23 protein-coding genes are annotated in these 26,042 nt (G+C 44.2%); 3 read left to right on the plus strand and 20 right to left on the minus strand.

What is annotated here, in order from left to right:
- Positions 1-29: 29 nt before the first annotated feature.
- From ACOJUR_RS09445 to ACOJUR_RS09480, 8 genes are all read right to left on the minus strand, one after another.
- Positions 30-2,864, minus strand: a complete 2,835-nt coding sequence (locus ACOJUR_RS09445) for a helicase C-terminal domain-containing protein (protein WP_420949869.1) — start codon at positions 2,862-2,864, stop codon at positions 30-32.
- A 13-nt stretch (positions 2,865-2,877) separates the two neighbouring features.
- Positions 2,878-3,684 carry a tetratricopeptide repeat protein gene (locus ACOJUR_RS09450; protein WP_306953763.1) on the minus strand — a complete coding sequence of 269 codons (807 nt, stop codon included), beginning with the start codon at positions 3,682-3,684 and terminating at the stop codon, positions 2,878-2,880.
- 133 nt (positions 3,685-3,817) lie between these two features.
- Positions 3,818-4,834, minus strand: coding sequence for a biotin--[acetyl-CoA-carboxylase] ligase (locus tag ACOJUR_RS09455; protein WP_165611936.1), 1,017 nt, complete (start codon positions 4,832-4,834; stop codon positions 3,818-3,820).
- A complete protein-coding gene (locus tag ACOJUR_RS09460) occupies positions 4,818-6,122 on the minus strand; it encodes a hypothetical protein (RefSeq protein WP_420949870.1) in 1,305 nt (434 codons plus the stop codon). Before ACOJUR_RS09460 ends, ACOJUR_RS09455 begins: the two co-directional genes overlap by 17 nt.
- Positions 6,119-7,249: an N-acetyl-alpha-D-glucosaminyl L-malate synthase BshA gene (bshA, locus tag ACOJUR_RS09465; RefSeq protein WP_420949871.1), complete on the minus strand. Its 1,131-nt coding sequence runs from the start codon at positions 7,247-7,249 to the stop codon at positions 6,119-6,121. The genes ACOJUR_RS09460 and bshA overlap by 4 nt, the downstream gene beginning before the upstream one ends.
- A 60-nt stretch (positions 7,250-7,309) precedes the next feature.
- Positions 7,310-8,086 carry a 4-hydroxy-tetrahydrodipicolinate reductase gene (gene dapB / locus ACOJUR_RS09470; RefSeq protein ID WP_420949872.1) on the minus strand — a complete coding sequence of 259 codons (777 nt, stop codon included), beginning with the start codon at positions 8,084-8,086 and terminating at the stop codon, positions 7,310-7,312.
- 54 nt (positions 8,087-8,140) lie between these two features.
- Positions 8,141-8,542, minus strand: a complete 402-nt coding sequence (locus ACOJUR_RS09475) for a hypothetical protein (RefSeq protein ID WP_072873201.1) — start codon at positions 8,540-8,542, stop codon at positions 8,141-8,143.
- Positions 8,543-8,604: 62 nt separating this feature from the next.
- On the minus strand, positions 8,605-8,934 hold the full coding sequence (locus ACOJUR_RS09480) for a nucleotide pyrophosphohydrolase (protein ID WP_072873202.1): 330 nt from the start codon (positions 8,932-8,934) through the stop codon (positions 8,605-8,607).
- 197 nt (positions 8,935-9,131) lie between these two features.
- On the opposite strand from ACOJUR_RS09480, the gene ylbJ reads away from it, so the two are divergent.
- Entirely contained in the window at positions 9,132-10,424 is a 1,293-nt protein-coding gene (gene ylbJ / locus ACOJUR_RS09485; protein WP_420949873.1) for a sporulation integral membrane protein YlbJ, read from the plus strand.
- A gap of 100 nt (positions 10,425-10,524) precedes the next feature.
- On the opposite strand, the gene ACOJUR_RS09490 is transcribed toward ylbJ, so the two are convergent.
- Positions 10,525-11,343, minus strand: a complete 819-nt coding sequence (locus tag ACOJUR_RS09490) for an undecaprenyl-diphosphate phosphatase (RefSeq protein ID WP_072873203.1) — start codon at positions 11,341-11,343, stop codon at positions 10,525-10,527.
- Between the two features lie 363 nt (positions 11,344-11,706).
- Complete coding sequence (locus ACOJUR_RS09495) at positions 11,707-13,146, minus strand: NADP-dependent isocitrate dehydrogenase (protein ID WP_072873204.1); 1,440 nt, start codon at positions 13,144-13,146, stop codon at positions 11,707-11,709.
- Between the two features lie 337 nt (positions 13,147-13,483).
- On the opposite strand from ACOJUR_RS09495, the gene ACOJUR_RS09500 reads away from it, so the two are divergent.
- Together ACOJUR_RS09500 and ACOJUR_RS09505 are read left to right on the plus strand one after the other, a co-directional pair.
- The gene (locus ACOJUR_RS09500) at positions 13,484-14,548 is read left to right on the plus strand and encodes a YkvI family membrane protein (protein ID WP_420949874.1); all 1,065 of its coding nucleotides are present in this window, start codon (positions 13,484-13,486) and stop codon (positions 14,546-14,548) included.
- 128 nt (positions 14,549-14,676) lie between these two features.
- On the plus strand, positions 14,677-15,555 hold the full coding sequence (locus ACOJUR_RS09505; protein ID WP_420949875.1) for a YitT family protein: 879 nt from the start codon (positions 14,677-14,679) through the stop codon (positions 15,553-15,555).
- A gap of 102 nt (positions 15,556-15,657) precedes the next feature.
- Here the strand turns inward: ACOJUR_RS09505 and ACOJUR_RS09510 are convergent, their stop codons facing one another.
- From ACOJUR_RS09510 to trpD, 10 genes are all read right to left on the minus strand, one after another.
- A complete protein-coding gene (locus tag ACOJUR_RS09510) occupies positions 15,658-16,227 on the minus strand; it encodes a YpiB family protein (RefSeq protein WP_072873207.1) in 570 nt (189 codons plus the stop codon).
- Between the two features lie 176 nt (positions 16,228-16,403).
- Positions 16,404-17,828 (minus strand): hypothetical protein, encoded by a 1,425-nt coding sequence (locus tag ACOJUR_RS09515; RefSeq protein WP_420949876.1) that lies wholly within the window; start codon positions 17,826-17,828, stop codon positions 16,404-16,406.
- A 311-nt stretch (positions 17,829-18,139) separates the two neighbouring features.
- A complete protein-coding gene (gene aroA / locus ACOJUR_RS09520) occupies positions 18,140-19,477 on the minus strand; it encodes a 3-phosphoshikimate 1-carboxyvinyltransferase (RefSeq protein ID WP_203115479.1) in 1,338 nt (445 codons plus the stop codon).
- A complete protein-coding gene (locus tag ACOJUR_RS09525; RefSeq protein WP_203115478.1) occupies positions 19,446-20,348 on the minus strand; it encodes a prephenate dehydrogenase in 903 nt (300 codons plus the stop codon). The genes aroA and ACOJUR_RS09525 overlap by 32 nt, the downstream gene beginning before the upstream one ends.
- Positions 20,345-21,379, minus strand: coding sequence for a 3-deoxy-7-phosphoheptulonate synthase (gene aroF, locus ACOJUR_RS09530; protein WP_072873211.1), 1,035 nt, complete (start codon positions 21,377-21,379; stop codon positions 20,345-20,347). The genes ACOJUR_RS09525 and aroF overlap by 4 nt, the downstream gene beginning before the upstream one ends.
- Before the next feature lie 29 nt (positions 21,380-21,408).
- A complete protein-coding gene (trpA, locus tag ACOJUR_RS09535; protein ID WP_420949877.1) occupies positions 21,409-22,203 on the minus strand; it encodes a tryptophan synthase subunit alpha in 795 nt (264 codons plus the stop codon).
- Entirely contained in the window at positions 22,178-23,395 is a 1,218-nt protein-coding gene (gene trpB, locus ACOJUR_RS09540) for a tryptophan synthase subunit beta (protein ID WP_420950532.1), read from the minus strand. The genes trpA and trpB overlap by 26 nt, the downstream gene beginning before the upstream one ends.
- On the minus strand, positions 23,376-24,059 hold the full coding sequence (locus ACOJUR_RS09545; RefSeq protein ID WP_420949878.1) for a phosphoribosylanthranilate isomerase: 684 nt from the start codon (positions 24,057-24,059) through the stop codon (positions 23,376-23,378). The genes trpB and ACOJUR_RS09545 overlap by 20 nt, the downstream gene beginning before the upstream one ends.
- Entirely contained in the window at positions 24,059-24,856 is a 798-nt protein-coding gene (gene trpC, locus ACOJUR_RS09550) for an indole-3-glycerol phosphate synthase TrpC (protein WP_420949879.1), read from the minus strand. Before trpC ends, ACOJUR_RS09545 begins: the two co-directional genes overlap by 1 nt.
- Complete coding sequence (trpD, locus tag ACOJUR_RS09555) at positions 24,853-25,914, minus strand: anthranilate phosphoribosyltransferase (protein ID WP_420949880.1); 1,062 nt, start codon at positions 25,912-25,914, stop codon at positions 24,853-24,855. The genes trpC and trpD overlap by 4 nt, the downstream gene beginning before the upstream one ends.
- Positions 25,915-26,042: the final 128 nt, after the last annotated feature.

Consider the following 26,042-nt stretch of genomic DNA (forward strand, 5'->3'; position numbering starts at 1 on the left):
TATGACGCATACTTGGAATGAGAGAACATTCAACCTGTTTCTTCATCAGAAGTTGGTTGTAAAAAACGTTGTACTTCTTGATAAATCGTTTCCTCGTCAGAAATGAGCGGGCGAACTCCCGGCAAAGCGTGCAAAAATGAAGATCCATAGCGTGCAGTCAAGATACGTTTGTCATAAATGACAACGACACCGCGATCGTCCTTTGTACGAATTAAGCGTCCGAATCCCTGGCGAAAACGAACAATGGCTTCCGGCAAGCTGTCTTCTAAAAAGGGATTAATCCCTTCTTGCTTCAATTGCTCATGGCGCATTTCTGTTATTGGATGACTAGGCGGCGCAAAGGGCAATCGGATCATAGCCACCGTTGTCAACTCATCTCCTGGCAAATCGATCCCTTCCCAGAAAGACTGCGCTCCTAAGAGAACAGATCTTGGATGTGTTTTAAAAGCGCGCAGTACTTGAGTGCGATTGCCGTGTACTCCCTGTGCCAAAATATTGATGTTGGCCGCTTTTAAAGAACTCCGCATACGAGCAGCCGTCGCTTTTAGTAAAGCATGACTCGTAAAAAGTGCGAGCATGCGCCCTCCGCTTGCCATTGCCAGACGGCTTAATGCCTGACCTAGCCAATGAGCAGTTTCCTCCGGCGAAAGTTTAGACATCTCCGGTATATTACGTGGAACACAAAGACGCGCTTGTTGACCAAGATCAAACGGAGAGGGCAGTGTCGCTGTGAGCAAATCCTCTTCTTTTTCTAGTCCCAGTTGCCGTTTCGCATAATCAAACGACTGATTGACGGTCAATGTGGCTGATGTCAGGACAATGGAATCTTTCTTCTGAAAAAGTTCTCGACATAAAATATCCGATACATCGAGAGGAGCAAAGTGTAAGGAAAGAAGTGGTTTTTCACGTGTTCCATTCTTTTCTAGCCAGCAGACTTCAGTCTCAGTGAGAAGAGGTAATTTAAATAGAAGAGCGCATTGTGCCATGAGCTGTTCAAGATAGCCTAGAGCGTCCAGCATCCGGCCACCGCGATCCGTATCTTCGTCTTCTTCCCCCCACTTTTGCCAGCTATTTTTTTCTTCCTGCAAAGACACCATTCTATTTTCTAATTGTTTTTGTAAAGAAAGAAATTCTTCCCATTCTGGAGCCCGATAAATTTTATCTGAGAGACGAAGTTCCTTACTTTCGTTTGGAATCAAATTTGAAAATAGTAAAAATATCCTTTCCATAACTTGACGCAACGATAAAATGTGTTCTTCTGCTCTTTCAATTGATGGAATGATTCTTTCAGCTTGCGGTGAATCGGTATATTTACGTCGCAAATCTTGAAGTAAAGAGTGGCGGACGCCTTCTCTGGACAAGCGATAACTCAAACCTAAAAATTGAAGCCAGTGAACCTCAGATCCTAGATGTTTGGTTGCCACATCTCGCACGTGGTGCGCTTCATCCATAATTAAATAATCGAAACTTGGCAGTACGCGATGATCGGATTTTAAATCAGAGAAGACCAGTGAATGGTTGGTAACCACCAAGTCTGCCTGCTGGGCGCTTTGCTTAGCTTGGAAATAGTAGCAACGTTTAAAAAAAGCACACCGTTTGCCAATACATGAATCACTCTCACTTTGAATGCGTTGCCAGGTGCCAGAACTTGCAGCTGCTACACTGAGTTCATCTTTTAATCCTCTCTCTGTCTCCACCAACCAGCTCATAAACATCATGAATGACTGAATCTCATAAGAATCGGAGGTCATCATAAGCGAAGCTGATTCTTGGCGAATTTTACGCAAACAAGCATAATTGGTGCGTCCTTTTAAAACTGCAAGTTGTACTGGAAAAGGGAACATTTTTTTCAGAATTGGAAAATCTCTATGTTCAATCTGATCTTGTAGAGCAAGTGTATGAGTAGAAATAACCACTTTTTTTTCTGAGCTTTTGGCATATAACGCAGAGGGAACCAGATAAGCAAGCGACTTCCCTGTACCTGTTCCAGCTTCTATCATAAGATGTTGACCATTATCCAGGGCATCAGCCACCATTCGTGCCATGTCCATTTGAGCTTCTCGAGCCGCAAATTGTGAGAACATCTGTGGCAGAGGTCCTTCTGAAGAAAGAAGATGGGCCGATTTTTCCGGTAATGTTAATTCATTGTTCTCTAATAACGAATTAGAACCTTGGATTGTGTGATCTTCAGTGACTACTGCAAAACTAAGACCCTGAATCTGATCTAAGGGGCGAATGGCTTGAAAACTTTTCTCATTTTCAGCCAAAGTCCGAATTTCTTCAAAATATGCACCTACAGTAGGAGAAATAAAAGAAGCCAATCGGCAAATTTCCGACAGCAAATTTGTAGGCCATTTTCTGGAAGCTATTTTTTGAAGCTTTATCAAGAGTTCACCCGTAGCCTTAGCATCTGCAAGTGCCCGATGTTGCTCTTCATGAGTAATATCTAACTGCTTGACGAGAGCTGCCAAACTGTATTCACTATTTTTAGGTAAAATAATGCGAGCTATAGCCAAGGAATCTAGAGAGTTCTCTAATTTGGGAGAAGATATGCCTATTCTTCTGGCATTTGCTTCTAAAAATTGAATATCAAAACGTACATTGTGTCCTGCCACTGGAGATTGGCCTATAAAATCCAAAAAATCTGGCAATGCTTTTTCCACAGAAGGCGCGTCTATTAACATACTTTTATCGATCCCGGTCAATTCGGAAATTTGGTGCGGTACACCTTGATTCGGTTTGACCAGTGTAGAAAATTCATCAACTGCAATACCTTCTCGGAAGCGTACGCCAGCTAATTCAATAATTTCATCTTTATCCGGGCGAAAACCAGTTGTTTCTATATCTAGGACAACCAAATCCAAAAGTTTGTCCTCCTTAATGGACGCTATGTTGAGTATTGTACCATTTGTGCAAATAAACGTGCATGTGAGCGATTGGATGCTCAGGCTGAAGATAGAGCACTCTATGGCAATATTTTAAACCTTCTAAAGGACGCTGTAATCGGAATGCTAAAAAACTCCCTAATAAAGCTAAATATTCATGGTATGGAAATTGCTTAAGTGCTGCACGCACAATTTCCATTGCTCGTATATCATTGCCGCATTTGCAAAAAGTATAGGCAAGGAGTAATAGTGTATCAGCATCAGGTGGCGTGAGCCTAGCATAGCGGAAAAACACAAACAGTGCTTCGCGATATTTTTTTTCCGTTAGCAAACAGAGCCCTAATACTTTCCAGACTCCCCCATCCATAGGTTTATATTTAAGATATTGTCGCAAAGCCACAATCGCAGCTAAGTAATGATTTTGTTGAAGAGCTAATTCTGCTGATAATTGCCAAATGGAAGCTCGATATTTTGGGTTGGAAAAGGAAATTATTTCTTCTAAATAGATTTGCGCTTCGTCCAAATCATTCAGATAAATACAGCAAGATGTCAATAGACAATAGATGTCAGGGTGAGGATAGATGTTCGTGATTTTTTGAAAAATTTCCTTGGCCGATGTATAGAGTTGTAACTCATAATAAGCGCAAGCTTTTTGCAGTAAATCATGAGTAGGATTAGCTAATTGTGGATGTTGAATGGATATGGATTGAGTTTGCGCGAATTCAGACAAGCGTTTACTGTATACTTGCTGTTTGCCTGTCCTAAAGAGCTTTTTTGAAGAAAAACTTGGATGTGACACGCTCCTCACCTCCGTCGTTCTTGTTTAAACACAGGATGGTGCGACAGCGTTCTCCCTATGCCCGCCAAGTGCAGGCAATCCATGCAGTAAAATAGCATAGGGAGCGGCAAAAAGGCTCATCAGAGGTTGTGACTTAGTAACAAATGGTTTCTGAAGCAACAATTTCTCCAGATGGAACTCGAATTTCTTGACCGTTGTCCATTTTCATCAACAGAACACCATTTCTGTCTATCGATAGACACAATCCGCGCTTGCGTTCTGTACCCAGCTGCACTTCAATCCAATCTCCCAGATGTGCACAAAGGCTTAACCATTCTTCTTGAACTTTGGCAAAACCACCTCCATTTTCCACCAGTTCAGTATACATTGGATTGAATTCGTTCAGAATGGCCCCCATCACTTCAGCCCGTGAAAAACGTTGACCAGTTTCCATCTGTAAGGATGATGCTTTGTTTCTCAGTTCTGGCAAAATATCATTTTCAGTGAGATTGACGTTCATGCCTATACCAAGAATAACCGAATGCACATTTTCTCCGTCAGCTCGAATTTCAGCCAAGATACCGCAAATTTTTTTCTGATGGAGCAGAATGTCATTGGGCCATTTGATACGTGCCGGTAAACCAAAAGTATGTTCAAGCGCTCTGGCAGTAGCAACTCCTGCTAATAGTGTAATTTCGCCTGCTCTATGCAGTGGCAAAGGTCGCGTTAAAAGAAGTGACATCCAGAGCCCGCCAAATGGAGAAATCCAGGACCTTCCTCTTCTCCCTCGACCACCGCTTTGTTCGTCAGCAGTAACTGCAGTACCATGGGGAGCTCCTTGGCTTAGTAATTCTGAAGCGATTGTGTTGGTGGAATGGACTCGGCTTCTGTGCGTCACTTGACGGCCTAAGGTCGTAGAATTTTTTAAATAGCGAACGACGACAGGCTGCAAAGGACAGTCAGGTATTTCTTTCAATGTATACCCACGTCTTGGAGCAGCATCGAATTGAAATCCTATTTCCGTTAAATATTCCATGTGTTTCCATATAGCGGTACGTGAGATACCGATCTCTCGCGAGAGTTGTTCTCCAGAAAGGGGTTCTCCGAGATGCTCAATAAACAGTTCGGCTAAATGTAGGCGGATATTCTCAGTATCACTTCTCCAAGTCATTGTTTTCCTCCATCTGCTTTTTAAGCCAATCAAGAATTATCGGTTTTTTATTGTCAACACGGCCTTCTATGACAGCATTTTGAGCCATAAATAAAGCTTGTCCAATAAGTGGGCCTGATAGAGCTAGATGTAAGGCTATGTCGCTGCCTCGAACAGCCAAATCTCGAATATGCTCTATGGGAAGCGTCTTTAGATGGGTTTGATATTTTAAGAGTAATGGATGAACCGACAAGTCTTTTTGCATAGCCAGAAGGGCTAGCAAAATATGAGCATCCTTATGGTTTTTTTCTTTGATGATCAGTTTTTTAGCCAATAAAGGAATAAAGAGATCAACGGAGAGCGGAAGCAGTTCTTCCAATAACTCCAATCGTTCCATCCAACTTGTCAACCAATGTTTAGATTTTCCAAGGCTTCTTTGCAAATTTTGCAATGATTCCAAACTTGGTTTGGTTTTCGTTGCAGAATAAGCACGTAGGAGCCAAAGTCCAATCGCAATTTCTTGACATTCTTTTGCAGTAAAAGACTGTAATACTTGCAGCCAATTGTGCTCATCATGCTCTCTTGTTGCTATCATGCCATCTGCTAGTATAGACAAACCTGGATAAAGTGGATGACGTAACCAGAGTCCAGCACCAAGCTTAGGAGCCCAGGCGGTCCAATCACATTTGGCAAAGCGTAATAACTCTTGGTTCATCCGCTCTCGTGATAAGCACGAGGTCATGTGTGCGTTTTGACACATAGCTTGCCAAGTCATGGATTCTATTTCCAAGTCATAATCAGCCGCTAGACGAAAAGCACGCAGATGACGCAAGGCGTCTTCTGCTAAACGTTGTTGCGGATTGCCTACCGTACGAAGGATCTTATTTTGAATATCTATTCTACCATCGAACGGGTCAAACAACCTTCCATCGCGATATAAAGCAATGGAGTTTATTGTATAATCCCGTCGGCTTAAGTCTTCATAAAGCGATTTTGTATATTCCACTAGTTCAGGATGTCTTCCATTGTTATAATGCTTTTCTTTCCGATAGGACGTAACCTCGCAAATTTCACCTGCTTCAATTATTGTAATGGTTCCATGACGCAATCCGGTAGGAATTGTATGTGAAAAAATTTTCTGCACTTGTTCGGGACGTGCGGAAGTTGCCACGTCCCAATCATTGATATTCCGGCCAAATAAATAATCGCGAATAGCACCGCCAACAATGACTGCCTCGTATCCATCATCTTCTATACGTTTAAGAATGGAAAGAATCGATGGCGGTACAAAAGAATGAACGTCAATCACCGGCTTGCATCCTCAATGAGTCGTTGGTAAATTCGTTCATAATGAGCTACTTGCTCTGCAACATTAAACTGTGTTTCGGCAGTTTTTCTGGCACCACCGGATAACCGGTGATATAAATTTTCGTCTGAAAAGAGACGCAAGACAGCATTAGCCATTCCATCGACATCGCCAATGGGAAACAAAAATCCAGTTTCATTAGGTTTCACCACTTCAGGAATGCCCCCTGCGATGGAACCGACGACCGGAACTCCGCAAGCCATACTCTCCAGAGCAACCAGTCCGAAACTCTCTTTTTCTGATGGCAACAGGAATACGTCAGCTGCAGCAAAAAGCGAGGCTACTTCATCTTGTTTGCCCAGAAAGTTGACTTTTTCCTGTAGACCAAGTTGACGAACCAAATCTCTTGCTGCTGTAAGTTCTGGCCCTTCACCAACTAAAATAAGTCGACTATCGACTTGTTGAAGAACCTTTTGAAAGACGAGAATGACATCCGGTACTCGCTTAATTTTACGAAAGTTAGAAACGTGCATGAGCACACGCTCTCCAGGTCTGGCGAGACAGGCGCGCGTTTGTCGTTCACTTTGCGGACGGAAGATATCCGGATCGACAAAATTATATATACATTCGATTTCCTTTTCCGTGCCAAACAGACTACGCGTTTCCTCAATTAAACTGTGAGAGACGGCGGTTACAGCATCGCTGCGCTCAATACCAAGACGCATGACATTTTTGAGACTGCGATCTTGCGCGAGAACGGTCACGTCTGTTCCATGGAGCGTGGTTACTGTGCGCACTTTATTCTCTCCAAGCATCTCTTTGGCAAGAAAAGCGCAGACAGCAAAAGGCAAGGCGTAATGAGCGTGTAAAATATCGAGATGGTATTCGGCAACAACATCGGCCATCTTGGCAGCCAATGAGAAATCATATGGGGGTGTCCGCAAAACCGGGTACGATACAGTTTCTACTTCGTGAATATATAGGTTGTTACGAAATTCACCCAAACGAAAAGGAACGTCAGATACGATAAAATGAACTTCATGGCCTCTGGTGGCTAATGCTTTGCCCAGTTCTGTAGCCACGGCTCCTGAACCGCCAACTGTAGCATAACAACTGATACCAATGCGCATGGCTGTGGCCTCCTTTCTGTGTGAATGTCGTAGGGCTATACTCTCTCAAACGCTTCTCTGTCAAAAAAGTACATGTTCCAATCCATAAACCATACCTTTTAATTCTTTTACAGCCACACAAGCCTCGAGAATACCTGGCATAAAACTATCCCTGGACAGGGAGTCGTGACGGATAGTTAATAACTCTCCTACTCCGCCACACAGTACTTCCTGATGAGCGACAAGGCCCGGTAAGCGCACACTATGTATAGGTATACCAGCGACCATCATGCCACGACTTTGTAATGGCGGTTCAATCCGTTCAGATGGAAGGGCTTCGTCTGAAATCATTTCTGCTGTTCTGCGCGCAGTACCAGAAGGTGCGTCTTTTTTACCAGCATGATGGTATTCCACAATCTCGATATGTTGGAAAAAGCGAGCGGCTTCTTTGGCAAATCGCATCATCAGCAAAGCTCCCACTGAAAAATTCGGGCAAGCCAGACCGCCAATATCTTTTTCGCGACATGCTTGATCCCAAGCCTCCACTTGTTCCATATTGTAACCTGTAGCTCCGACAACAGGTGAAACTCCCTCACTAATAGCGATATCTACATGCTTTTTGACACTTTCAGCGTCTGTCAAATCGAGCCATACATCAGGCTCTGTCTGTTTTAAGAGCGATTGGACCTGACTCCCCACTACCACTTCTCGACCTTTTTCTATTGGCAAATTCTTAGGAGTATGTCGAACGAGACAACCAACCAATTGCAATCGCTCATCAGATTGAATAGCGGTTAAGGCAGCTTGTCCCATTTTTCCTGCAGCGCCCGCAACCACTACACGAATGGGTTTTGTCATCCATCAGAACTCCTTTCTTCTTTTCTTAGCTTGTCCAGCACAGGAAGTCTAGTTCTACGACTCCCTGCGTAAAAGATGTTGCAAATACTCATAGCCATGAAATGCTTCTACATTAAACGGATCGCGAAGACAAGCTTCGGCAAAATCTTTTGCCGCTTGTAGCTTGTTTCCATTTGAAAGCGCCCGATAGGCATTTTGTACAAGAATGGATGCGACAATTTCTTGCAGATTTTGTGCATACAATTCACAATCCGGCGCTAATTCCACGCTTATCTGCGCGAGTTGCAACGCCTTTTGATAGGCCTGATTGCGATGCATAGTCACAGAAGCGTGAAAATAATATTCTGGATTACTAGGATCGCAAAGAATTGCCTGAAGAAAAGATTGTTCCGCCCGATAAAAATTTTGTTCATAGAGATAGGCGTATCCTTCTTGCAAATAGTCCTCGCCGTTCACAGCGACTCCCCTCCACCAGCAACATATGCCGACGGAAATGAACATCGCTTGTACGTCTATCCCTATGCCTCTTTCCCATTTTTGCGCGTCCAACGATTGGCATCGCGAGTTTCAAATTTCTCCATGACGGCGACAAAAGCCTCTTCCAGCGAGATATTCAGTCGATTAGCGAGACAAGTTAAGACAAACAATATATCCCCTATCTCTAAAGCAATACTACCTTCAGGTTCACTCGATTTTTTGGGTTTCTCTCCATAGACATGGTTTATCTCGCGAGCAAGTTCCCCCAATTCTTCCGTCAACCTGACAACCAACGTCATCGGCTGAAAATAACCTTCCTTGAATTGAGAAATATAGTCGTCTACTCGTTTGGCAACAGCGGCAAGTTCCATTGTATGACCTTCTCCTTTTAGGATCATCGAATGAACTGACGAGCTAGTATGAATCTCGAGGCCCCATTGAGAAATTATACTGGTTCTTCTTATCAACTGGCAAAAAAGTAACTTTCACATATTTGCGGACTTGCCTCATAAGATTTAACGGATAACTGTGGACAAAGAGAGCGCCATAATCGAAGGAGTTGGTTGTTTTGAGCAGGGTAAGCAGAGGCAGGGGGTCGACATTGCTTTTGGCTGCCATGGCCATCATTTTTACCATTGCGTTGTGCGTGTATCCCAAACAGGGATTTGAAGCAGGTATGTCAGGACTGAAAGTATTTTGGGATGTAGTATTTCCCTCACTCTTGCCGTTTTTTATTTTGTCAGAATTATTGCTAGGTCTTGGTGTTGTACGAGGATTTGGTGTTTTATTAGAACCTCTGATGCGTCCACTCTTTAGTGTTCCAGGGGTAGGTGCTTTTGCACTTTCCATGGGGCTTGCTGCTGGGTATCCCATGGATGCAGTCATTACAGCCCGTTTTCGAGAAACAGGTCAGTGTTCGCGTATAGAGGGAGAACGTTTACTGGCTTTTACGAATACGGCCGATCCGCTTTTCATGTTTGGGGCAGTTGCTGTGGGCATGCTCAAATCCCCTGCACTCGGCGGACTTATTGCGCTGGCACACTACATTTCTTCCTTTTTGGTAGGTGTTTTCTTTAAATTCTGGGGACGTAAGGAAGAAAGACTCAACAAACAACAGGCATCTGTAAGCGTCCATACTGAACAGCAAACGAATCCATCAAGCCCTCGTCCCTTTATTCTCAAAAGAGCTTATCAAGCGATGTTGGAGGCTCACGAAGAAGATGGTCGGCCTTTTGGGAAACTGCTGGGCAATTCTGTTACTGAATCCATTCAAACCCTTCTTATGATTTGTGGATTTATTGTTTTTTTTGCAGTACTTATTGAAATCTTGCATCTGTCTGGATTGATGACGCTTATTGGCTGGCCTTTGATGTATGTATTTCATTTCTTCGGACTGAATACTGGATTGGTACATCCAATGCTTGCCGGTGTGTTGGAGCTAGATATCGGATCGGCTCAAGCTGCAGCCGTGGCGGCCCCTATGATTCAAAAATTAGCCGTTATCAGTGGTATTATTGCTTGGAGCGGTCTAGCAGTTCATGCCCAGGTTGCCAGTGTTCTGACACAAACGGATATCCGCATGAAACCTTATTTTTTGGCTCGTCTGTTGCATGCTGTTCTGGCAGCATTGATTACTGTTATTCTCTTTAAAGCAGGTCTTGCGAAGGAAGTTGGTCCAGCAATAGCTAATATTTCACCAGCTTTTGCTATGTGGACTCATTCAACAACCAGCGAATCCAGCACTATGCCCTATTGGTCTCTGGCATGGAAAAATTTGCATATCTGGGTTTTATCACTGGTGATCATGCTTTTTGCAGCATTTGCATTCCTCGGTTGGCAGCGGCGTCAAATCAATGGTTGATAGCTATGGATAAAGAAGCGTTAAAAGACCTCCATCTCCACAATGTGTGGATTTGGAGGTTTTTTTATACCAAGAATGTGTTGGATTGCGAAAATTCTTTTTAGTGGAGAATAAAAAGCGGCGGAAAAAATCGGTGAAAAAAGATCTGGTCGGATAGAATAAAGGCAGCCAGTACAAAAGTATAGACTGCAAAAATCCGCATGCGACACTTTTCAAGCAGCCAAAAGGTGAAACGAACGCCAATATATCCAGCAACGGCTGCGGAAACCGTACCTACCAGTATAGGCATCCAAGGCAAGTGATGAGCAGCAACCGGATCTTCAAAGAGATCGTCCAATTCTACTAAGATGCCTCCTAAAATAGCTGGAATGCTGAGCAAAAAAGAAAAACGAGCAGCTGCTCGGCGTTCCATTCCTCTCCAAAGTCCTCCGGCTATGGTAAGCCCAGAACGTGATAAAGCGGGTAAGATGGCTGCGCCTTGTAATGCACCTATCCATAAACTGTCTTTGACATGCATCGTTTCTTCTGTTTTCATTCCGTCAGTACGACTGTCCATCCACCAAAGAATGCATCCGGTAATGACAAATTCTAAACCTACTGTAGCCCCTGTAGAAAAAAGATGTTCAAACCATTCTTCAAACAGAACGCCAATCACGGCTGTTGGCAAAAGCGCGACGCCAATCATCCACGTCAAGCGGGACTTAGGATGTCGATACCACCACATCAGTTCCTTACGCAAAGCATACATGACGGCAATAAGGGAACCAAGATGTAAAAAAAGGACAAATAGAGTTCCGGAAGCCTCTGGATTCAAATGCCAGATTTTTGCGAGCATGACGAGATGACCTGATGAAGAAATAGGCAAGAACTCCGTGATTCCCTGCACAATACCCATAATCATTGCTTGTAGCGCGTTCATCGCGCACCTCCTTTAAGGGATGCCTGATGAAACGGGAAGTGAGGACCATAGCATAGTGAACAGCACGTCTATCACCTCCCTTTCACAGACAAGCTATCAGAATTCAATTCATATATATGAGACAAGCGCTGTGAGATACCGGGCTTGCTTCATATTTCAACTCGTAATTTTGTGGTCATCCAGGAAATCCAATTTTTTGCTTTTGAATGGAGCCTATGTTTGTTTAAAGCCGTTGTCTGGTATTCTGAAAATTAAAAACTGCCTTCGGCACTTTGTAGTGCGAGGAAGGCAGTTTGGTTTGTGCACTAAGTCATTCACAATAGGGCTTCACAGCCAATTTTGAAAACGTTCTTTTTTGATGAATTAACCGTGTACTGCAGAAAATCCGGGTACACCATCAAATGTGTAGAGATTTTCTGTTTTAATAATGTCAAATCCAGCATTTAGAATATTCTTTTGTATCAAAATCACCTCATCAGCGGTTACATGGCTTCCATCTGTTTTGCGGAATCGACACCGCCAGTGGTCGGTGCAGAACGTCTCCGGCAACCCGTTTGGCCACACTTTGATACCGCGATTGGTGATCACTTCAAGCTTGAGTTCACCTACAGAAATGGTGCTTAACTGGCTGCCCAAATCGTTAGCACTTCCTGACTGCCAATCAAGAAATATGTCTACACCCACCAATTGTTTGAGCGTATTTTCAACAGGCTTGATATGGCGACGAGCCATGACAATATCTTCTCGATAGGAGACGGGTTTTAATACTTGAGGATGCTGTCCTAGTCGAGCAATCACGGCATCCGCAAACTCGTCTGTGCCTACTTGTTGACGGCTTATTTCTTCTCGATAGATGTCCCGAGTATGTATACCGTCTTCAATTGTTCGCAACCACGCTTGATGAACGCGCTCTGCCACTTTTGACTGACCAATGTGAACGAGCATCATCACGGCTGCAAGCAACAAGCCAGACGGATTAGCAATATTCTGTCCAGCAATATCTGGTGCAGAACCATGAATAGCTTCAAACATGGCAAAACCATCGCCAATGTTGGCTGATGGGGCCAAACCGACAGATCCGGATATTTCTGCTGTTACATCAGACAAAATATCACCATAGAGATTTGGCATAACAATCACATCAAATTTTTCTGGTGTATTTGCCAACCGTGCTGCCCCAATGTCAACAATAAGCGTTTCATGTTCCAAATCTGGGTATTCAGATGCAACCTGATCAAAAACTTTATGAAATAATCCGTCTGTCAGTTTCATAATGTTGTCTTTCACAAAGCAAGTAACCTTTTTGCGATGATTGACTCTAGCATATTCAAATGCATAGCGAATGACACGTTCCGAACCTGGTTGTGTAATGAGTTTGAGGCATTGGTAAACCTGATGAGTCTGTCGGTGTTCAATGCCTGCATACAAATCCTCTTCGTTTTCTCGGATAATGACCAAATCCATAGAAGGATGTTTGGTTTCTACATATGGGGAGTAAGCGATGGTAGGACGAACGTTAGCGTATAAGTTTAGAGCCTTGCGCATGGTTACGTTAAGACTTTTGTATCCCCCACCTTGTGGAGTGGTAATCGGAGACTTTAGAAAAACTCGAGTTTTGCGAATGCTTTCCCAAGCTCCTGGATCCATACCGGAGTCTACGCCGCGTTTGTAAACTTTTTCACCAATTTCGACCGTCTCTATGTCCAATTGGGCACCTGCTGCTTGTATGATACGTAATGTTGCTGTCATGATTTCCGGACCAATTCCGTCTCCATAAGCTACTGTTATAGGTGTTTTTTCCATTTTGCAATCCCCTTCTTCATGAAACTTAGAATGAAGTGAACTCCGATTTTTCATGATAACTGAATTTAACATGGTTAACTTGGTATAAACAGAGTTTGACCAGCCACGCATGCTTTTCTTCATCGTGACTCGTAATGAAGGATAAGTTTATGACATCCACCTCCACGGTCATTATAGCAATTGCTATTTTCTCAAAAAATTGTCTATGTATTCTGAAATCAATCATTCTAAAAAATGAGCAAATTTATGCAGAGTATTTCTTTTCATCAAGCTGGATTGTGGTGGAATGGGTGTCCAATATCTTCAATAGGATAGTAAAGAAGGGAGGGACATCGGCATGCAAGATGGCTCCATCTGGCGCAGTGTACAAATTGCATGTGTATATATCGGAACAGTGGTAGGAGCAGGATTTGCCTCTGGCCGAGAGGTGGATCAGTTTTTTGTTCGCTTTGGTATTCCTGCATTTTCCATGGTTTTATTGACTACGCTGCTTTTTATTTTTTTCGGCTATCGAATGCTCAGACTAGGTCGTATTCTCCGAGCCCATACATTTCGTGACGCTACCAAAGTTATGTTTGGCAAACGTGGTGCATGGCTGATTGACATTCTTTATGTGATGATGATGTTTGGATTGACAGTCGCCATGTTGGCCGGAGCTGGTGAATTGTTTCGGGAGAGGTTGCATGCACCGTACTTTTTAGGCGTTTTTTTGACAGCCTTGCTCTCTTGGTTTACCGTGCGTCATGGCATTCATGGCTTAATGCGTGCCAATGTGATTATTGTTCCACTCATGGTCAGTTTTGTGATTTACGTTGGCTTGCAGACATTTCTTCAACATAAATGGCCCGTTCATTCCCAATGGATAATCAGTAACACAAATCCAGGTTTTCTGCATGCAGTTTTGTCAGTTCTATTTTACATAGGATTAAATGTAGGATTGTCTGCCGGAGTACTTATTCCACTTGGGGCGACTGCCCATCATCAAAAGGAATTAAAACTAGGCTCTCTACTGGGATCTTTGGCACTTGGAATGATGTTGTTGACGGTAACGTTTATCTTGCTTTGTTACGGACAAGAGGCGCGTAATTACGCATTGCCTATGGCCTATGTTGCGGCACACGCGGGAGCTTGGTTGGAATGGATTTTTCCCTTGGTACTCTGGGCTGAAATTTTTTCCACTATTGTTAGCAATGTTTACGCGCTTGCCTTTTTGTCACCAAATCAAGGTAAGCAAAGACGTTGGTTGTTACCGCTCATTCTCTCCCTAGCTGGTCTTTTATCGGCTGTAGGATTTAAGTCGATTGTCCAATATGGCTATACAGCATTCGGCTGTTTATCGTTACTTTTTTTAGTTGCACTTTTGCGTACCTACCACGCCCCATTCCATCGTGAACAAATTTAAGCCATACTAAAGAGCGGCAGAGTTTTTGGACATCTGCCTCACCATGGAAAAAGGGCTCGTTTGCGTTCAGATACCTTAACCGTACAACGCAAACAGCAGTCTGGTCCGCGAAAGTGAGTGGCATGCTGATGTGGAATGTACTAAGAGAGTATTTCATCATTATTTTGGGTGGATTGATTTATTCTGTAGGACTAAATGCGTTTTTAGTTGCAAACCACCTGGCGGAAGGTGGTTTTGTCGGTATTTCAGTCCTGCTTCTTTATCGATTGCATATTGCTATTGGTATTTCATTTTTAATCATGAATTTACCATTACTCTGGATTGCGTGGAGAAAATTTGGCCATCAGTTTGTTATTAAAACAACATTGGGTGTCCTTTCTGTATCTTTATTCAGTTGGCTGACGGTTCATTGGCAGGTTGATGCACATGATAAACTGCTAGCAGCACTTTATGCCGGTGTCATTACAGGTCTTGGACTAGGGTTGATTTTTCGAGCTGGCGGAACGACTGGCGGTGCCGATATTATTGCACGATTGATACGTCAAGCGCGAGGCATTGCCATGGGACGATTACTTTTTATCATTGATGTCATTGTAATCGGTCTGGTGGCATTGATGATTGGATATGAGACGGCCATGTATTCGCTCGTTGCGTTATTTGTCTCCAGTCGAGTGATTGATTTTGTCATTGAAGGAATGTCACGAAGCAAAGCGTTGTATATCATCTCAGGATCGTATCAGCAAATTGTTCAGGAAATTCACAATAGCTTGAGCCGAGGCACTACCATTTTAAGTGGTCAAGGCGGATATACTGGTCAACAGCGTCCTGTTGTCTATGTTGTTGTATCGAGAGAAGAAGTGATACGCGTGCAACAGATTGTGGCCAAGCTCGATCCGACAGCGTTTGTCATTGTCAATGATGTTCATGAAGTTCTCGGTGAAGGGTTCACGTTTGATTCCAACGAAAACGCTGTCCAGCCTGCAGAGCAGCAACAGCCTAGCCCTTGATGAGCAAGCAATAACTGCTTCTCCATATCAAGAAGACACCACCTTTCCCCGTTGACTGAGGTATAAGGTGGTGTCTGGATGAAGATGATTACGTCAGATTTATCAATTGGTTGAAGCGAGTGGCTGCATATGATCAAATTCAATCAATGCTCGGCTTGCTTCAATAAAAGCCTGTTTGTCTCCGCCATCAAGTGCTCTGTCAACTGCTTGCATGAGCAGTTCCCGCTGGTAATTGCGAAGGGATACATCAATAATCCATTCAGCCTGCAGAGAAATTAATTCTTTTACTGCAGGTTCAAGTTCATGAGACGCTGTTTCTTCTAAAACAGCGGCGTATTCAGCACTGGTTGCGCGTTCTTTAAAAAAGAATCCTACATACACATCCTCGTCTGGATGTTGATACAAGTCTAAAAATGCTTGTTCAACATCTGTACTGACGGGCTTATTGCGGCGATAATAGCGGAACGGCGCAACCTGCACACATGTGGTTGAAATGACCATGACTCTTGGCAGATGCCGAAAATTATCCACAAAATGAACTCGGCGCAATACGTTCTCGCGTGTCATCATATACCGGACCAGCATCTCGGCTTCACGGCTTTGCAGCTGGTAATTCGCGAGAAACCAACGGAGAAAATGTTTCTTCTCGGCGATTGTAACGGTTGTGGCCATAGCCGACTCCTCCTTGTAAAGCGGCGTATCCGAAAGCGGTCTGGTGAGATGCGACTCTGCAGTAGTAAGAATTCTTTGTATATTTTATTCGAGAGGTTCTTCTGGTTTTCCTGCTAAACCTCACAGAACTCGCCTATTTTTCGCAAAATTGTGTACGTTCAAAAAGGTTTCTTTCTTTAATCCTCGATGAGGCTTTTCACCTCCTTTTGTATACCCCTGTTACTCCACTTTTGCAAAGTCCGCTCGACATTGCCTGGAATGGCTAGTGCCGTTTGCTTAGACAAGCGTTCGAGCCAATCAGAGAGCGAGTAACCTGCCGCAAGTCCATCCTGAACACGTTGCTCGGTAATTCTGAAACGGAGATAACTCTCCGTACTCTCCATCATTTCTGCAAAGCGTCCCAATTCTACAAAAAAGGGATGAGTCGGAGAGCTTATCACAATTTCAAAGTTCGGGTGTACATGGAGTGTCGCGTTTGGACGAATTTTCTCTTCACTTAACTTAATATCTCCTAGCAATAATTGTAGACCGAGTTTGCTCATTTGAAACCAGTTGTGTATAGAATCTGAAAAAGTTTCTTGATGAAGATGCACAATTCCAAGATAATGAAGCATTTGTAAAATTCTTTGTTTCCACACCTGTTCTTTGGAATCAAAATAAAAGTCAGATAAAAAGTGTTGAATAACCTCATATACAGTGTCTTCCCGAACCCAGCTTTCGGACAAATGTATAAGTAAAGATAAAATCAGAGGTAGGCGCGGCAAAGGTCGACGATAAGATCGAATATAAAATTCAAATAGCGACTGTAACTGTTCGTAGTTACCCTTTTGTAACCAAGGATGGCTGGAATTTATAATGAGTTGCCCAACTTCTTGCTCTTCTAACAGTCCAGTAAAGTAGCTGAAATCATAAAGTAAAGCAAAACGATCTGGATAGTCATGAAATCTTCTTCCATAACCAAAGCGCCAGCTCTCGACCGGTATTTCTTCAGGAGTTGACATCAATTCGAGTATTTGTGTTAACTGCCGTTTGTAAATTGAACCGTTGACAGTGAGTTGTACCTGGTGTCTCTCTGTGTATTGCAAAAATGTATGCAAATCACTCAGAACTGATGTTTTGTCCAAAGAGATATTTTCATCGTCTTCATGAAAAACCAATTTCTCACGCATTTGGTCGATCACGCTATAGAGTAAATGCTCACGAAGCTCATCTGGCAAGACATAGATGGTGTCACCGTTATACTTTCTGATAGGAATCAACCAACCTCTGGAAATTGCTTCTTGCAGATCCAGCGAATCTGTTGGATTAGATTGGAACATAGCTTGGATTTCTTCTTTAGCAAAAAAACCTGTTTTGTGAAGTGCTAATCTTGCGTAAATTGGATTTTGCAAATATTCTTGAGCAGTTTGCTCGAGTTGAAATTGTGGGTTTATGCGAAAATGGTGCAAAATTTCTTGGATCATCTCGTTTTTGGAATAGAGTGCGCAAGAGAATTGATAATGGCGAGCAATAGCCTGCAGTGTATGGATGTCCGCTTGGACCAGGCAGTCTGCCAATCGCACATCGACTCCTCCTTTGGGGCTTGTATGATTCTCGGTCATGTTTTTGTTGGGTACTTGTATAGGGATACATGGTTTGCCAGAATATAGTATCCATTATGGACGATGCCGAGAGGCTTATACCTATTTGCATAACATTCAGCTTATGGACAGTATGGGAAAAATCATGGATTCTGTAGAGTGAGGTCTATATGTGGGAGGTAAAATGTATTTATGAATGCGTTTTCAAAAAAATGAGCCTGCAATCGCAGGCTCTAGTATTAAAGCTAGGAGTGGAGAGAAATCAGAACAATCACCCTTCGACTACAAGAATATAACGGAATGGAAGCGCTGTCAATGCAAATTTTCATTTTTTATTCGAATTTTCTTTCCCTTTGAAGTTCCAAAATTAAATCTGAAAATGTTGGAAAAGAAATATCAACGGCTGACCAATTTTCAATAGTCACTTCTTGCTCAGCGGCCAAACCAGCCACTGCAAAACTCATCGCAATTCGATGGTCATGAAAACTATCCACCACTCCGCCGTTTAATTTTCCTCCTATAATAGTTAGCCCATCGTCCGCTTCTTCGACATGTACACCGAGCGTCTGAAGTCCTTTAGCCATAGCTAAAATCCGGTCTGTTTCTTTAACTCTCAATTCTCCTGCACCGCGAATAGTGGTTTTTCCCTCTGCCACTGCTGCGGCTATGGCCAAAATGGGGATTTCATCAATTAATGACGGGATTTCCTCAGGAAGAATATCCGTTCCACTGAGTGGTTGATAACGTACACGTACGTTTCCAAGAGGTTCGCCCGCACTCTCCCGTTGATTCAAAATTTCCACATGGGCGCCCATCCTTTGTAATACCTTTAAAAATCCAATACGTGTAGGATTCAACCCTACATGCTCAATCGTTACATCGCTATCAGGAACAATAGCGGCAGCCACGAGCAGAAATGCAGCAGAAGATGCATCACCAGGTATTTCTACTGAGGTTGCACGCAGGGGTTGTTCTGCTCGAATGGATATGTAGCGTTTTTCTCCCTCTTTTTCCATATCTACCTGGACTCCAAATCCAAGCAACATCCGTTCTGTGTGGTCACGGCTGGGTTGAGATTCAATAATGGTGGTCACTCCACCAGCTTTTGGTGCATGTAACCCAGCCAACATCACTGCCGATTTGACTTGTGCGCTGGGAACGGGCAATGTATAGCGAATGGCTGAGAGTGGAGATTGGCCAATCAGAGCAAAAGGTGCGTAACTGCCTGAGCGCGCGTAAGCGATGGCTCCCATTTCTGCGAGTGGTTTCAGCACTCTTCCCATGGGGCGACGGCGCAGAGAGTCATCTCCTGTCAAGCAGGCAAAAGAAACTTGACTAGCAATAGCTCCGCTGAAAAGACGAATGGTTGTCCCAGAATTACCGCAATCCAATACATTTTCAGGTTCTTTCAAAGACCCTCCTGTACCTTTAATGAGTAAGGACTCTTGCTCAAAAGAAACAGAGGCGCCCAGTTGTTTGGCCACTTCCAGAGAAGAACGGCAATCAGCCGCATTCAACCATCCTTCAATGCGTGTTGTTCCCTCAGCCAGTAAAGCAAACAAGATGGCTCGATGGGTCATGGACTTGTCTCCAGGAACGCGCACAGTTCCACTTAAGTTGGCTGTTTTTTTAAAAGTTCTACGATTCGGATGGGTTAAAGAAATTGTCATGACTTTTCCACTCCTCCCATTCGTTTCTAGCTATTTGAGATCTCTTTAATTCGCTTTCTATACCTTGAAAATCTTGATTTTCTAGTAAAAATTTAAAACGTTTTAATGTATCTTCAATACGTTGTAAATGCAAAAGTATGGGTTCACGGTTTTGGTGGATAGTTTCTAACCAAAATTGGCTAGGAGAAGAAGCAAGTCGAGTGATGTCTCGAAATGCTGGCCCAGTGCATGCAGCAAGCAGTTTGGGATCGACTCCGCTGTTTACCCAATAATCTTCATAGGCAAGCATGACGCTCAGTGAAGTGAGATGAACGGTATGCGAGACCACAGCCATCCATTCATCATGCAATTCAGCATTGTCGAGTATCACAAGATGAGCACCTGTGCCTTGAAGAAAATCTCGAAAATAATCTAATGCTGGCCAATTCTTTATGACAATCCAAGAACAATTAAGAAACAATTCAGCATTGGCCGATTGCGGACCGCCCACACTTTTTCCAGCCATCGGATGTGTGGGCAGAAACCTTTGACGCAATCCAAGTTGCTCTGCAACTTCACATATGCAACCTTTCACAGAACAAACGTCTATACACCATTCACAGTATGCAGAAATTTTAGGGAGAAGTGAAATAGCCGCTTCAACTGGCACCGCGAGCAATCCAATCGTGTATGACCTATCAGAGGCGGTTTTCTCCATATCATCCCAGGAGGCAAACACATGAGTAAAAACGTCTAACTGCATTGCCTCCTGACGATGTGAAGGGTGATTTTCCAAACCATAAAAAATCCAGTCAGGATGCTTTTCTTTCCAAGCAAGCGCTAGTGAAACCCCGATTAAGCCGCATCCTACCACAAGTACACGCACGTTCATTGGTTTGTGTTTGCCGACGTTACTTCTGGATTTAGCACGCGAACAATGCGATTGACTTCCTCTATAAGATTCTCAAAGTTCTCCAAAGTCAAAGATTGTGGTCCATCGGAGAGAGCTTCTTGCGGGTTGGGATGTACTTCCACAATTAAGCCGTGCGCACCAGCAGCCATAGCCGCCCGGCTCATGGCAGTCACATAGCGCCATTTTCCAACTCCATGTGAAGGATCGACAATGACGGGTAGATGCGATAAGTGTTTCACTACAGGTACAGCGTTTAAGTCGAGTGTGTTGCGCGTATATGTTTCAAATGTGCGAATACCTCGTTCACAAAGAATAACATTAGGGTTGCCTTCAGACAAAATATACTCTGCAGACATCAGCCATTCTTCAATCGTGTTGCTAAAACCACGCTTTAGCAATACAGGTGTTTGTGTACGTCCAACAGCGCGCAGCAACGCGTAGTTTTGCATATTGCGTGCACCAATTTGAAGAATGTCTACATAGTCAACCATCAGATTGACGGTTTCTGGTTCCATCACTTCGCTGATTATCGGCAGTCCTGTTATTTCACGAGCTTCAGCCATATATTTAAGTCCCTCTTCGCCAAGCCCTTGAAAAGAATACGGGGACGATCGCGGTTTAAATGCCCCACCGCGCAAAATGTGAGCGCCTGCTTCTTTTACACGCTGAGCAATTTCAATCATCCCTGTCCGTGACTCGACAGAACAGGGGCCCGCCATATACACCGGTTCTGGACCACCAATTTTCAAGTTGCCTACAGAAATGACAGTGTCAAGAGGATGAAAATCCCGCGAAGCTAATTTAAATGGATTACTCACAGAAACCACCTTTTCTACGCATTCCAGCGATTCAACTGCTAATTCACCCACACGTTCCTTGGCACCGATTACACCAATAATTGTTTTTTCAATTCCTTGTGAGACGTGAACACCAAGTCCTTTACTGCGCAATAACTCACTGACCCGCTCCACATCTTGTTCTGTTGCTCCTGTTTTCAAAACGATAATCATGCTTCTCTCCACTCCTTTTTTCTGCGCTGCTATTGAACAGCCGTCTGTAATTCTTTGAAAAATTCTGTGATTGTTGACAACATCGCATCTTGACCTTGATCCAGCGATTGTCCAATGCGTCGCACAAAAGCGCTACCCACAATCACTCCATCAGCATAAGCTGCAATATTTTGAGCCTGCTCAGGAGTGGATACACCAAATCCAACAGCCACAGGCAATGGGGTGGATTGTCGTACCGTACGCACTAACTCTTCCACACGTTCGGACATTTGTACCCGTTCACCTGTTACACCAAGCGATGAAACACAATAGACAAACCCGCGGGCCTCACTGCTGATGGACGCGATTCTGTCTCGACCTGACGTAGGCGTAACCAAGGGAATCAGGGCTATATCAGCTGCATCGGCAGCTTGACGGACGTCCACACTCTCTTCAAAAGGCAAATCAGGTATGATAATGCCATCTGCGCCTGCTTTCCTAGCATCCTGAAAGAAGCGTTCAAATCCATATTGAAAGACAGGATTAACGTAAGAGAATAAGATAAGTCCTGCTTCCGATTCGCGACGTAACAACTGTGTCATTTCAAAGATTCTTGGCAATGAAAACCCAGATTGTAGACTGCGCAATGCTGCGTCTTGAATCACTTTCCCATCTGCCAATGGGTCAGAATACGGTATACCAATTTCAACGAGATCGGCCCCTGCTTGCAAAAGAGCGCGGAAACAAGCGAGCGAATCGTCAAAATTTGGATCACCTGCTGTCAAAAAGGGCAGGATAGCCGCTTTTCCCTTGCGTTTTTCAAACGCCTTCTGAATGCGTTCCAAACGAAATTCCTCCTCTGGCGGCAACTTGTTCCACATCTTTGTCTCCACGTCCAGATAGACAGACCACAATAATCTCGTCCTTACTTAGTGTAGGAGCATCCTTTACAACTTGGGCCACAGCATGGGCACTCTCTAACGCTGGAATAATGCCTTCTGTACGGGAGAGCATGTAAAAAGCTTCAAGCGCCTGTTGGTCAGTCACTGGTACATAGCGAGCTCTCCCGCTCTGATGCAGCCAAGCGTGTTCCGGACCAATACCTGGATAATCCAGTCCAGCGGAAATACTGTGCGCCGGTGTCACTTGTCCGTATTCGTCCTGCATTAAATAAGTCATGGCCCCATGTATGACACCCGGTTTGCCGCGAGCGATAGAAGCAGCATGCTTTTCTGTGTCAATCCCTTCACCTGCCGCTTCGCAGCCAATCAATTCTACAGATGAATCTTCTATAAACGGATAGAAGATACCCATAGCGTTGCTGCCACCACCTACACACGCGTAAATCCGATTGGGCAAACGACCTTCCAATTCGAGAATTTGTTGCTTTGTCTCGTCGCCAATCACCCTTTGGAAATCGCGCACAATTTGTGGATAAGGGTGAGGGCCTACAACCGAACCAATAATGTAATACGTGTCCTCCACATGTTCGACCCAGTGACGGATGGCTTCGTTGGTCGCATCTTTGAGTGTGCGCGTACCTGAAGTGGCTGCCACGACTTCTGCTCCCAGCATGCGCATGCGAAATACGTTGAGTGCCTGGCGCTGCATATCTTCCTCGCCCATGAAAACCGTGCAGGATAAGCCGAATTTAGCCGCTACTGTGGCAGATGCTACCCCATGCTGTCCAGCTCCTGTTTCAGCAATAATCCTTTTTTTTCCTGTGTGTAAAGCGAGCAGTGCCTGGCCTATTGTGTTGTTGATTTTATGTGCTCCTGTATGGTTCAGATCTTCACGTTTTAAATAAATTTTCGCGCCACCCAGACTTTTACTCAGATTTTCAGCATAATAAAGTCCGGATGGACGCCCTGCATAGGTGCGTAGATGATAGTCCAATTCTTTGCGGAAATCGTTGCTTGCCATCAAACGATGAAAGTCGGCTTCTAACTGGTGTAAGGCAGCCATGAGTGTTTCTGGAACATATCGTCCGCCAAACGGACCAAATCGACCAGCGGCGTCAGGAAAGTTTGTTGGTATGGACAAACGAGTTCACCCTTTCTAAAAAAACAGCAATTTTTTCTGAAGATTTTCTACCGCCGATCTCGACTCCTGAAGACACATCCAGTCCATAAGGAATGGTCACGGAGAGTAAATGTGATACGTTGTCAGGCCGTAAACCCCCTGCTATCCAAATCGGATCGCCAGGAAAAAAACGCAATATCTGAGGGAGCAGATGCCAGTCAAAAGATTTTCCCCAGCCACCCGTAACGCCCTCACTTGAATTGGGAGCTGCCGCGTCAAGAAGCAAGGCATCTGTCGCTGAACGGTAATGCTCTATAGCAGCCTGCACTTGTCCTGATGAATCACTGGTGGACACCGATATGGCCTTCCAGACCTGCAGTCCATGTCTACGAATTTCCTCAGAATCTTGCAAAGATTCCTGACCGTGTAACTGGGCTACTGTAAAACCTGCTCTATGGCAGCGTTCTATGACTTCATCAACCGATTGATTGGCAAAAACACCTACAGCTTGAACTTGATGTTCTAACGCTTGCACCATAACTTTTGCGTCATCCGGATCAATATAGCGTCGGCTGGCTTGGACTTGAACAAAACCTATATGGGAAACCAGCGGATGCTGCGCAAAATCCAAATTGTCTCCTGCTTTCAAACCACATATCTTAACTTTAGGTCGAATCATCAATAAGACCCTTTGACAAGCGGAAATCGTTTGACTTGAAATCCTCGTAAAACGCCTGGCAGTTGAGCGTCCCCTTGACGCATCAACGTCTCACCAATTAACAAACCACTCACTCCGGCAATAGCTACTCTTTGAGCGTCATCCGGGGTCGCCATACCACTTTCTGACAGTACAGGTATGGATGAAGGAATTTGCGTCATCAATTGTTCGGTCGTTTGCAAGGAGACTTCAAAAGTGTGCAAGTTTCGATTGTTAATACCTAGAATATCAGGTTCAACAGCCAAAGCGGTTTCAAGTTCGCGTTCATTGTGAACTTCAATGAGTGTTTCCAGGCCTAATTCTGCCGCAAAATGGCGCAATTCTGCCAGACGCTCGGAAGATAAAGCAGCAACAATCAAAAGAACAATATCCGCTCCAGCTGCATGAGCTTCCCGAAGCTGTTTTTCTGAAATGATAAAGTCTTTCCGCAGTACAGGTATTTGGACAGACTCAGCAATTTCCCGTAAATCTTGAAGCGATCCGCGAAAAAAGGTTTGATCTGTCAAAACTGAAACTGCTGCTGCTCCAGCGTCTTCGTATCTTTTGGCACGTTCTACAGGTAGCAGTGTGTCAGCTATAATGCCTTTCGATGGACTGGCTCTTTTAAATTCAGCAACAATTTGCAAATGATCAGATTCAAGCAGTCGTTTTCGCAGGCTTGGTTTTAGGGTAATGTTTCTCTCAAAAGTGGGTCGATCCGGCAATGCAGTTACTTCCTGTTCCTTTACACGCAAAATTTCTTCCAGAAAACTGCTCACGAGATGATCCCCTCCTCTGCTTTACCCATTGTCTGTGCATCTTGCGAAGATTGCACGAGTTGCTGAAGTTTCGCTAAGGCTGCACCGCTTTTCAAAATTTGTTGAGCGACAGCGACACCCTCTCGGATGGAATTTGATTGTCCAGCAACGTACAAAGCGGCGCCTGCATTGTATAAAACAGCATTCAATATGGCTCCTGGCCTTTGTTGCGCAAACACATCCAACATCATTCGGGCATTATCAGCAGCGTCCCCGCCCACTAACTCGGATACATCAGCTCTTGGCAAACTTACTTCTTCTGGTGTCAGCGTATAGTTACGAATGTTGCCGGCACACAGTTCAGCTACCAAAGTTTCTCCAGACAATGTGAACTCATCCAATCCATCACTGCCATGCATTACGAGTGCATGTTCACTGCCAAGTTTCAGCAGGGCTTCTGCGACTATGGGAACGAGATCGGCTTTAAAAACTCCAATGACCTGCCGCTTGACATGAGCTGGATTGGTCAGCGGACCTAGAATGTTGAAAATCGTCCGAAAACCAAGCTGTTGGCGAGGTTTTGCAGCGTATTTCATGGCAGGATGGTACGTACGCGCATAAAGAAAACAAATTCCTGCTTCGTTTAAGCAGTACTCTGCCTGATGAGGTTCTAGTGTCACACTGACCCCTAACTGTTCTAAAACGTCGGCACTGCCGCTGCGACTGGTAGCACTCCGGTTTCCATGTTTAGCAACGGGAACACCTGCGGCGGCAGCTACGATAGCTGCTGCAGTCGATATATTAAACGTATTCCGTCCATCTCCGCCTGTACCGCAAGTGTCTATTGCGTTTTCTGGGGCTGTTATGCGCAGGCTGTGCGAGCGCATGGCGCTAGCAAATGCTGCAATTTCATCAGAAGTTTCGCCGCGCATAGCTAAAGCTGTCAGGACGGCAGCGGTTTGAATTTCCGTTACTTCTCCTTGCATAAGCGTTTGTGTAAAAGCTTCAGCAAGCGGAAAAGATAATGTTTCCCCTTTTGTTAAACGTTGCAGAATGTCTTGAACCAACGATTGAGACATCTCCACTCAACTCCTCTTGAGAATACATTAGGAGCAAGAGTGGTGAAGCATGAAGACGGTTTGCGTTTCGGCGCAAAAGCAAAAACACCCACAAGCTAGGAGGAGATTCAACCTAACCTGTGGATGCA

The sequence above is a fragment of the Alicyclobacillus tolerans genome (assembly GCF_048984885.1).
In the GTDB taxonomy this organism is placed as follows: domain Bacteria; phylum Bacillota; class Bacilli; order Alicyclobacillales; family Alicyclobacillaceae; genus Alicyclobacillus_I; species Alicyclobacillus_I tolerans.

Coding starts and splice junctions, on each gene's coding strand:
- ACOJUR_RS09455 (WP_165611936.1), bottom strand. CDS start 4,834: ATGACTTGGAGAAGTGATACTGAGAATATCCGCCTACATTTAGCCGAA.
- bshA (WP_420949871.1), bottom strand. CDS start 7,249: ATGCGCATTGGTATCAGTTGTTATGCTACAGTTGGCGGTTCAGGAGCC.
- dapB (WP_420949872.1), bottom strand. CDS start 8,086: ATGACAAAACCCATTCGTGTAGTGGTTGCGGGCGCTGCAGGAAAAATG.
- ACOJUR_RS09480 (WP_072873202.1), bottom strand. CDS start 8,934: ATGGAACTTGCCGCTGTTGCCAAACGAGTAGACGACTATATTTCTCAA.
- ACOJUR_RS09490 (WP_072873203.1), bottom strand. CDS start 11,343: ATGAACGCGCTACAAGCAATGATTATGGGTATTGTGCAGGGAATCACG.
- ACOJUR_RS09495 (WP_072873204.1), bottom strand. CDS start 13,146: ATGGAAAAAACACCTATAACAGTAGCTTATGGAGACGGAATTGGTCCG.
- ACOJUR_RS09500 (WP_420949874.1), top strand. CDS start 13,484: ATGCAAGATGGCTCCATCTGGCGCAGTGTACAAATTGCATGTGTATAT.
- ACOJUR_RS09505 (WP_420949875.1), top strand. CDS start 14,677: ATGTGGAATGTACTAAGAGAGTATTTCATCATTATTTTGGGTGGATTG.
- ACOJUR_RS09510 (WP_072873207.1), bottom strand. CDS start 16,227: ATGGCCACAACCGTTACAATCGCCGAGAAGAAACATTTTCTCCGTTGG.
- ACOJUR_RS09515 (WP_420949876.1), bottom strand. CDS start 17,828: ATGACCGAGAATCATACAAGCCCCAAAGGAGGAGTCGATGTGCGATTG.
- aroA (WP_203115479.1), bottom strand. CDS start 19,477: ATGACAATTTCTTTAACCCATCCGAATCGTAGAACTTTTAAAAAAACA.
- ACOJUR_RS09525 (WP_203115478.1), bottom strand. CDS start 20,348: ATGAACGTGCGTGTACTTGTGGTAGGATGCGGCTTAATCGGGGTTTCA.
- aroF (WP_072873211.1), bottom strand. CDS start 21,379: ATGATTATCGTTTTGAAAACAGGAGCAACAGAACAAGATGTGGAGCGG.
- ACOJUR_RS09545 (WP_420949878.1), bottom strand. CDS start 24,059: ATGATTCGACCTAAAGTTAAGATATGTGGTTTGAAAGCAGGAGACAAT.
- trpD (WP_420949880.1), bottom strand. CDS start 25,914: ATGTCTCAATCGTTGGTTCAAGACATTCTGCAACGTTTAACAAAAGGG.